Raw genomic sequence first — 7,668 nt, 5'->3', positions numbered from 1 at the left:
CACGTTTCCGCGCACCCATTCCCGGTCATATGAGTTGGTGGCGATCCGACGCGCGGTTTCTGTGTGTCAGTCTGAATTTCTGGTCGGGCGTTGACTGTCGGGGTTTCGCCGGGGCCGCGGCGGATCACGCTGTGGCCGCGCGGGTTGGTCGGGCGGGTCACGTTCGTGCTGCTGGCGGCGGTGGCGCTGGTGTTTCTCGGCAGTTCGGCGTTCTACGAGGAGGCCGAGACCTACACGGTCGATGATGCCCAACTCGATGCGATCGGCGAACGGCTGGCGGTGGATACGCGGGTGCTGGCGGCCACGCCGCTGGCCCAGCGACCGATCCTGGCGGCCATGCTGTCCACCGGCGACCTCACGCTCGATTGGCGGCCGCCCGTGGCGGGCCGGCCGATGCGGCCCGAGCCGTCGGCGCTGCGCGATTTGCACGACAAGCTGGTGGGGAACCGCGAACCGTTGCGTGGGTCGGTCCTGAACCTGTCGCCGACCCAGATCGGTACGTCCGATGTACGCGGCATCGTGCGGTTGCCCGATGGCAGCCGGCTGGGTTTCGTGGCGCCCGATATCCTTCAGCCGCACCATATGACGCGCGGTGTCGCCTCGGCCGCCATTCTGGCCGGGGCGGTGCTGCTGGCGGCGGCGATGCTGGTGCATACGCTCAGCATGCCGCTGCGGGCCCTGGCCGATCTGGCGGACGGTGTGGGGTCGGGCCGATGGGTGCCGGTCGAGGAAAAGGGGCCACGGGAAGTTCGGCATCTGGCCCGGGCGATCAATGCCATGCAGGATCGTATCCGCCGGTTGATCGAGGACAGGACCGAGGCGCTGGCGGCGGTATCGCACGATCTGCGCACGCCGCTGGCGCGCCTGCGCCTGCGGGCCGGCTTTCTGACCGATCCGGAAGCGCAGAGCGCGATCGAAAGCGATGTTGCCGAGATGGAGGCGATGGTCGGCGGCGTGCTGGCGTATCTCTCCGGGGAAAATGATCCCGAGGCCGTCCGGTCGGTGGATCTGGTCTCGATCCTGCAGACGTTGGTCGATGACGCGGCCGACCAGGGGCGGGACGTGGTGTATGAAGGCATGGAGCATTGTCTGGCGAAAGTGCGGCCGCTGGCGATGAAGCGCGTCTTCGGCAATCTGATCGACAATGCCGTCAATTACGGTGGTGGAGCCCGCGTCAACCTGTCGGTGGCACCGGATGGCCTGCGGATACGGGTCGATGACGACGGGCCGGGACTGCCTGAAGCCGAACTGACCCGGGTGCTGGCCCCGTTCTATCGGGTAGAGGGATCGCGGTCGCGCTCCACGGGCGGGCTGGGGCTGGGGCTGGCGATCGTCAACCGGGAAGTGCAGCGCGAGGGGGGCCAGTTCACATTGGCGAATCGGCCCGAAGGCGGCTTGCGGGCCGAAATTCTGCTGCCCCGTTCGCGGGCGCAAGGCACGGGCAAGCCTCACCGGCCACATTGACGCATCGTTTCGCGCCCATGCCCATGTCCGACCTCGACCCTTACACGCCACTATATTGATAATAAATGCGTTTCCAAAGGCTCAGCCTTTGGCGGGTTTCAGGGCAGAGCCCTGAGACCTGGGCTTGCCACAAACGACAACAGGAGCCTCCCCAGACCGCCGCTGTCAGGGCATGGCGGGGCGGTCGGCCATGGACAGGTGAAGCAAGGGCTGGTTGGTGTTCAGCCAGATGCCGTGCGGCGAACGACCGGTGCGAATGGTGTCGACGATCTCGCCGCTCGTGGGGTCGATGATCGCGACATGCTGCCGCCAGCGCAGCGTTGCCCACATCTTGCCATCGGGCGCGAAGACGATGTCGTCCGGGCCGCCGGCCACATGATAGGACTGCACGACGTTCAGCGTATCCCAGTCCAGCCGCTCGATCACGCCCGAGGCGCGGCAGGTTACATACAGGTGCTTCTGGTCGGGGGAGACGAACAGGTTGTGCGGGCCGGGCGCCATTTCGATCTTGCGCGCGATATGCCCGTCGGCCGGGTCGAGGACGGCGACGTAGTTGGTGCCCATTACGCCCACCAGCACCTGCCCGTTATGCCACAGCACGCCGGCGGGCGTGGACCCGACATCGGAGGTCCACAGCACGTTGCCGGTCGCGGTCTCGATGGCCGTGACCTTGCCGGTATCCTGGAGGCTGACATACACGACCGAGGAGTCCGGCGCGTAATTCATGTGGCTCGGCATCGCGTCGACATGCAGGCGGTGCAGCAGGTGATAATCCGAGCCGTCGTAGATATCGACCTGGTTGCGCGCCAGTCCGGCGATGGTGAAGAAGCGGCCGTCGGGGCTGAACTGAAGCTGGTAGGGGTCGGCCAGGGGGATCTGCTTCAGCCGTTCGCCGGTGACGGCGTCGAGAAAGAACAGCATGTTGCCGGCGGTATCGCCGACCAGCAGGTATTTGCCGTCCGGCGTGGGGGCCGTGTGGTGCGGTTCGCGCAGGACCGAGACCCGCCGGACTTCCTGATGGGTGTCGATATCGAATTCGCTGATGGTGGCATCGGCGGAGTTCAGCACGAAGGCCAGGCGCTCGGCCCGCGCCGCTCCGGCGGACAGGACGGCCAGTGCCGCGCCGGCCATCATCAGCACGCTGGCGCGGTGAACTAGACGGGGGCGGCGGAACGGAACGGAACGCATGGTGGATTCGATGCCTCGGTTGTCAGAACGGGCCTTCGCCGTGGATCGCACGTCCGTCGCCGGGCCTGAGATCATGCAAGGCCAGAGCCCTTCCCGTGTGTCAACGCATTTCAGAGATATGGTGCGTCTTTCGCCATGACTTCGCGCAAGGATACATTGCGTTTCGGTCATTTTCACGAATTTTGCACGATATACGCAGTCGTCCGGCAGGCACGGACATGCCTCCATTCCGCCATCGGGGCTTGTTTCGTCGCGCATCTTGGCACATCTGGACAGTAACCGGACCGCTGCGGTCCGCCTTGCGCTGCCCCCCTGCCGGATAAGGCGATTATTGATGTTCATCGAAACCGAAGACACCCCCAATCCCGCGACCCTGAAATTTCTGCCCGGTCGCACGGTCATGCCCGGCCGCACCACCGCGGATTTCGTCAGCCCCGACGGCGTGGCCGGCCGGTCCGCGCTGGCGGAGGTCCTGTTCGACCAGCCCGGCGTGGCGCGGGTCTTCCTCGGGGGCGATTTCGTGGCGGTGACGAAGGACGAGAGCGTCGAGTGGTCGGCGCTGAAGCCGCAGATCCTGTCGGTCCTGGTCGATTTCTTCGTGTCCGGTCGCCCGGTCATCGATGAGGATACGGCGATCGAGGAAGACCTGATCGCGCCGGAGGACGAGGAAATCGTTCGCCAGATCAAGGAGCTGCTGGATACTCGTGTTCGTCCGGCCGTGGCGGGCGATGGCGGCGACATCGTGTTTCGCGGCTATCGCGACGGCGTGGTGCGGCTGACGATGCAGGGGGCCTGCTCGGGCTGCCCGTCCTCGCGCGCCACGCTGAAGCATGGTGTCGAGAACATGTTGCGGCATTATGTGCCGGAAGTGGTGTCGGTCGAGCAGGTGGACGCCTGATCCTTCGCATACCGGTCACGTAAGGTGGGAGACGACATGGTTCTGGACGAAGCCGGGCTGGATCTGCTGTTCCGTACGGCGCGTACGCCCGAACGCTGGCGCGACGAGGCGGTGACGGACGATGTGCTGCATCGTCTGTACGATCTGGTGCGGCTGGGGCCGACCTCGGGCAATTGCTCGCCGGCCCGGTTCGTCTTCCTGCGGACCGTCGACAATCGCGAACGGCTGCGTTCCACCCTGTCGGAAGGCAATGTCGAGAAAGTGCTGTCGGCGCCGGTGACGGTGATCGTGGCGCATGATCCGCTGTTCTTCGACCGTTTCGCGACGCTGAACCCGGAGCCGGGCCTGCGGTCCTGGTTCGCCGCCGATGTCGGGCTGGCCGAGGAGACGGCCTTTCGCAACGGCACGCTCCAGGGCGGATACCTGATCATGGCCGCGCGGGCGCTGGGGCTGGACGTGCTGCCGGTTTCCGGTTTCGACGCCTATGCGGTCGAGGATTCGTTTCTGGCCGGGCAGGGCTGGCGGGTCAATTTCCTGGTCAGCCTCGGCTATGCCGACGGGCAGCCCGAGCGCCCGCGTGCGCCGCGCCTGTCCTTCGACGATGCCTGCATGATGCTCTGATCGCGCGTGCGGATTCTGGTTGTCAACGGTGCGCCGGCCGGGGCGGACGCAACGGCCCTGCTCGGCTGTGTCGAGGGGGACGAGGGGGCGTTGCGGCCGGTGCGCCTGCGCGACCTGCCCGGACGCGGCGGGGCCGAGGCGATGCCGGCCCATTGCAACGCGCTGCTGGCCGAATGCGGGTGGCGGCCGGCCGATCTCGACCTGATCGCGGTGGTGGTCGGGCCGGGTTCGTTTACCGGGCTGCGGGCGTCGCTGGCCATGGCGCATGGTCTGGCGCTGGGCACGCGCTGCCCGCTGGCGGGCGTGACCGGCGGCGAGGCCATGGCCCGCGCCCTGCGGGAAGAGGCCGGGCCGGGGCGGGCGGTGCTGTGCCTGTCGTTCGCGCGGCGCGGGCGCATCTTCGTGGAGCAGGACGGCGTGGTGCGCGCCGCGATGAGGGACGATTTCGTCTTTCCGCCCGGCAGGCTGCTGGTGGCGGGGGATGACGCCGCCGGAGTGCTGGCCGCGCGCGGCGAGGGGCGGGAGGATATCGCCCTGTCGTCGTGGCGCGTGCCCGATGGGGTGATGATCGCCCAGGCGGCTCTGGACCAGCGGGCGGGCCGGGTGGCGGCGCGGGAAATCCTGCCGCTCTATGTCGATCCGCCGGAAGCGAAGCTGCCGGCGGCGGGGCTGCGGCCGGCGCCCTCCGCGCCATGATCGGGGGCGCTTGACCGGCATGGCGGCGCGGCCCGTCATCGTGGCGGGCGGCAGGCATGCGGGGGCGCTGCTCGCGGCCCTGCATCGTGCCGCTTTCCCGCCCGCCGAATGCTGGGACGAGGCCGCGATGGCGGCCGTGCTGGCGATGCCGGGCGTGCTGGTCGGGCTGGGCAGTCTTGGCACTCCGGGAGAGGAACCGGTGCCCGGCGGGTTCGTCATCGGCCGGGTGGCGGCCGACGAGGCGGAGATCCTGACGCTGGCCGTGACCGGAGGGGCACGGCGGCGGGGGCTGGGGCGCGCGCTGCTGGACTGGATGGCGGACCAGGTGGCGGCCCAGGGCGCCGGGCGGCTGATCCTGGAAGTCTCGGCGGGCAACGATGCCGCGCGGGCGCTGTATCGGGGGGCGGGTTTTACCGAAATCGGCCGCCGCCGCGCCTATTATCCCGATGGGTCGGACGCGCTGGTGCTGGAACGGGCGTGGGTGGGCCAGAAGCCCGCCGCGCCCTGACGGGCGGTGAAATTTTGATGACGGGCCGGTGTCAGGCCGGTGACTTGACGATCAGGATTTCGTGGATCTCGTGACCGTGATCGGTCTGCGCCGCGATCGTATGGCCCAGTTGCCGGACGCTGCGGCTGACATTGTCGAGCGGTACCGCACCCCGGAGCCGGACCCGCAGCTTTCCGCCATCGGGCAGTCGATCGAGGGCCAGGCGGGTGCGCACGAAAGTCATCGGGCAGCTCTCCGCAGTAATGTCGAGTGACGCATTTTCCAGATCGTTCATCACTATCTCCTTCTGCCCGATGTGGTTGCGGCGGCGCGGGGTTCAATTATAAGGGACGCGATTTATTTGACTGGCAGGATCTTGGGTATGGCCACTGAAATGGAAAACAACACTCTGCGCGACCTGACGGCGCAGATCGCGGCGGCCTATGTTTCGGGCAATGCCGTCGAGGCGGCGGCCCTGCCGGACCTGATCCGGCAGATCTATGGCACGCTGGACGGGTTGGGCCGCGTGACGCCGGAGCCGGAGCGCCCGGTGCCGGCGGTTTCGCCCAAGCGGTCGGTCTTTCCGGACTATATCGTGTGTCTGGAAGACGGCAAGAAGCTGAAAATGTTGAAACGGCACCTGAAGACGGCCTATGATCTGACCCCGGACCAGTATCGGGAGCGGTGGGGCCTGCCCCATGACTACCCGATGGTGGCACCGAACTATGCGAGCCACCGGTCGTCCCTCGCGCGGAAAATCGGACTGGGTACGAAGCGCGAGGAGTGAATATGGGGCGCCCGACGGCGGGTCGGCCCTTCTCGGAGGAGGCGGTAGCTTCGTTGGACCACACGTCTGAGGTTCGGGCCGGACTGCCAGCATGGTAGCGTCGGGCGATGTCATGGAATCGCGCATCGGCCAGATGTGCATCGAGCGTGGCCTGAAAATGACGGGGCAGCGGCGCGTGATCGCCCGCGTCCTGTCCGAGGCCGAGGATCATCCCGATGTCGAGGAGCTGTACCGCCGCGCGGTCAGCCTCGATGCGCGGATTTCGGTCGCGACCGTCTATCGGACGGTGCGGCTTCTCGAAGAGAAGGGCATTCTCGAACGCCGGGATTTCGGCGGCGGGCGTGCGCGCTACGAAGCGACCGAGGACGGCGACCATTATCACCTGATCGATGTGGACACCGGCAAGGTCGTCGAGTTTGAAGACGCGGAACACACGGCCCTGATGCATCGGATCGCGGCACGGATGGGTTTCGACCTGGTTTCCCACCGTTTGGAACTGTTCGGGCGCCGCAAGCCGACGCCGCCGGAAGAAAAGCCGGCCAGGGCTGCCCGGACGGCAAGCAAGGATGGATCACGTCGTTGAGCCTTGAAAAACCGATCCGGTCGCTGTCGACCCTGGAATTCGAACGGGATGGGTTTCCCGAACTGCGCGGCGGCAATCTTGGTGTGCGCATCGCCGCCACCGACGCGGAGCGCGATGCCGCCCAGGCGTTGCGCTATCGCGTCTTCTATGAAGAGATGGGCGCGCGGCCCGATGAGCGGACCCTGCGCACCCGCCGGGATGTCGATGAATTCGACGAACATGCCGATCATCTGCTGGTCATCGACCATGCGATTTCCTCCGGCCCCAAAGGGGTCGTGGGGACCTACCGGCTGTTGCAGGGCGACAACGCGCGCAAGGTGGGGCGTTTCTACAGTTCGGGCGAATATGACCTGTCGCCGCTGACCGATTTTCCGGGGCGGCTGCTGGAAGTCGGCCGGTCGTGCGTCGACCCCAACTATCGCGGCCGTGCGGCGATGCAGTTGCTGTGGCGCGGCATCGCCTCTTACATCTTCCTGCACCGGATCGACGTGCTGTTCGGGTGCGCCAGCCTGCCGGGGACCGATCCCGCGCCGCTGGCCGACGAGCTGACCTATCTCTATCACAATCATCTGGCGCCGCCCGCGCTGAGACTGCGCGCCCTGCCGCATCGGCGGGTCGAGATGCTGCGCGGCGATCCGAACCTGCTGGATCATCGCCGCTGCCTCGCCCGCCTGCCGCCCCTGATCAAGGGCTATCTGCGGCTGGGCGGCTATATCGGCGACGGCGCCGTGGTGGACGATCAGTTCAATACGACCGATGTGGCGGTGATCGTGAAGAGCGAACTGCTGGCCGACAAATATTACCGTCACTACGAACGACGGCTGCGTGACGCTCTCGACTAGGGCCATGCCCGCTGGCGCGCTGCCAGGGGGCGCCCTGCCCGTTGCGCCGGTTCCGCCCATCTGGCTGGGGAATGGCCTTGCGCGGGTGATCGGGGGCGGGGG

At 67.1% G+C, this 7,668-nt stretch carries 10 protein-coding genes; 8 read left to right on the top strand and 2 right to left on the bottom strand.

Going from position 1 to position 7,668, the window contains the following annotated elements:
* The first annotated feature begins 90 nt into the window (after positions 1-90).
* Positions 91-1,464: an ATP-binding protein gene (locus ABF821_RS18715; protein WP_415531171.1), complete on the top strand. Its 1,374-nt coding sequence runs from the start codon at positions 91-93 to the stop codon at positions 1,462-1,464.
* Between the two features lie 165 nt (positions 1,465-1,629).
* Here the strand turns inward: ABF821_RS18715 and ABF821_RS18710 are convergent, their stop codons facing one another.
* Complete coding sequence (locus tag ABF821_RS18710; RefSeq protein WP_415531170.1) at positions 1,630-2,652, bottom strand: YncE family protein; 1,023 nt, start codon at positions 2,650-2,652, stop codon at positions 1,630-1,632.
* A gap of 334 nt (positions 2,653-2,986) precedes the next feature.
* Between ABF821_RS18710 and ABF821_RS18705 the strand changes: the two genes are divergently transcribed.
* The 4 genes from ABF821_RS18705 to ABF821_RS18690 are packed head-to-tail and all read left to right on the top strand — an operon-like array spanning position 2,987 to position 5,375.
* On the top strand, positions 2,987-3,550 hold the full coding sequence (locus ABF821_RS18705) for a NifU family protein (RefSeq protein ID WP_114725417.1): 564 nt from the start codon (positions 2,987-2,989) through the stop codon (positions 3,548-3,550).
* Between the two features lie 36 nt (positions 3,551-3,586).
* Entirely contained in the window at positions 3,587-4,171 is a 585-nt protein-coding gene (locus ABF821_RS18700) for a malonic semialdehyde reductase (RefSeq protein WP_182973105.1), read from the top strand.
* A gap of 6 nt (positions 4,172-4,177) precedes the next feature.
* Positions 4,178-4,867: a tRNA (adenosine(37)-N6)-threonylcarbamoyltransferase complex dimerization subunit type 1 TsaB gene (gene tsaB / locus ABF821_RS18695; protein ID WP_415531169.1), complete on the top strand. Its 690-nt coding sequence runs from the start codon at positions 4,178-4,180 to the stop codon at positions 4,865-4,867.
* A 19-nt stretch (positions 4,868-4,886) separates the two neighbouring features.
* The gene (locus ABF821_RS18690) at positions 4,887-5,375 is read left to right on the top strand and encodes a GNAT family N-acetyltransferase (protein WP_415531172.1); all 489 of its coding nucleotides are present in this window, start codon (positions 4,887-4,889) and stop codon (positions 5,373-5,375) included.
* 31 nt (positions 5,376-5,406) lie between these two features.
* On the opposite strand, the gene ABF821_RS18685 is transcribed toward ABF821_RS18690, so the two are convergent.
* Complete coding sequence (locus ABF821_RS18685) at positions 5,407-5,649, bottom strand: sulfurtransferase TusA family protein (RefSeq protein WP_114725423.1); 243 nt, start codon at positions 5,647-5,649, stop codon at positions 5,407-5,409.
* 87 nt (positions 5,650-5,736) lie between these two features.
* Here ABF821_RS18685 and ABF821_RS18680 point away from each other — a divergent pair, with 87 nt between their 5' ends.
* The 3 genes from ABF821_RS18680 to ABF821_RS18670 all read left to right on the top strand — a co-directional run bounded on the left by ABF821_RS18680 (position 5,737) and on the right by ABF821_RS18670 (position 7,566).
* Complete coding sequence (locus ABF821_RS18680; protein WP_415531168.1) at positions 5,737-6,141, top strand: MucR family transcriptional regulator; 405 nt, start codon at positions 5,737-5,739, stop codon at positions 6,139-6,141.
* Positions 6,142-6,232: 91 nt separating this feature from the next.
* A complete protein-coding gene (locus ABF821_RS18675) occupies positions 6,233-6,724 on the top strand; it encodes a Fur family transcriptional regulator (RefSeq protein ID WP_246401449.1) in 492 nt (163 codons plus the stop codon).
* The gene (locus ABF821_RS18670; protein WP_114725429.1) at positions 6,721-7,566 is read left to right on the top strand and encodes a GNAT family N-acetyltransferase; all 846 of its coding nucleotides are present in this window, start codon (positions 6,721-6,723) and stop codon (positions 7,564-7,566) included. The genes ABF821_RS18675 and ABF821_RS18670 overlap by 4 nt, the downstream gene beginning before the upstream one ends.
* Positions 7,567-7,668 lie beyond the last annotated feature (102 nt).

Source organism: Gluconacetobacter sp., assembly GCF_047721585.1.
Classification (GTDB): Bacteria; Pseudomonadota; Alphaproteobacteria; order Acetobacterales; family Acetobacteraceae; genus Gluconacetobacter; species Gluconacetobacter dulcium.
Note: the sequence above shows the minus strand (reverse complement) of the source record. Positions and strands in the feature narration are given on the sequence as shown.

Excerpts from the sequence above, each read along its gene's own strand:
- ABF821_RS18710 (WP_415531170.1), bottom strand. The coding sequence starts at position 2,652 with ATGCGTTCCGTTCCGTTCCGCCGCCCCCGTCTAGTTCACCGCGCCAGC.
- ABF821_RS18705 (WP_114725417.1), top strand. The coding sequence starts at position 2,987 with ATGTTCATCGAAACCGAAGACACCCCCAATCCCGCGACCCTGAAATTT.
- ABF821_RS18700 (WP_182973105.1), top strand. The coding sequence starts at position 3,587 with ATGGTTCTGGACGAAGCCGGGCTGGATCTGCTGTTCCGTACGGCGCGT.
- ABF821_RS18690 (WP_415531172.1), top strand. The coding sequence starts at position 4,887 with ATGGCGGCGCGGCCCGTCATCGTGGCGGGCGGCAGGCATGCGGGGGCG.
- ABF821_RS18685 (WP_114725423.1), bottom strand. The coding sequence starts at position 5,649 with ATGAACGATCTGGAAAATGCGTCACTCGACATTACTGCGGAGAGCTGC.
- ABF821_RS18680 (WP_415531168.1), top strand. The coding sequence starts at position 5,737 with ATGGCCACTGAAATGGAAAACAACACTCTGCGCGACCTGACGGCGCAG.
- ABF821_RS18675 (WP_246401449.1), top strand. The coding sequence starts at position 6,233 with ATGGTAGCGTCGGGCGATGTCATGGAATCGCGCATCGGCCAGATGTGC.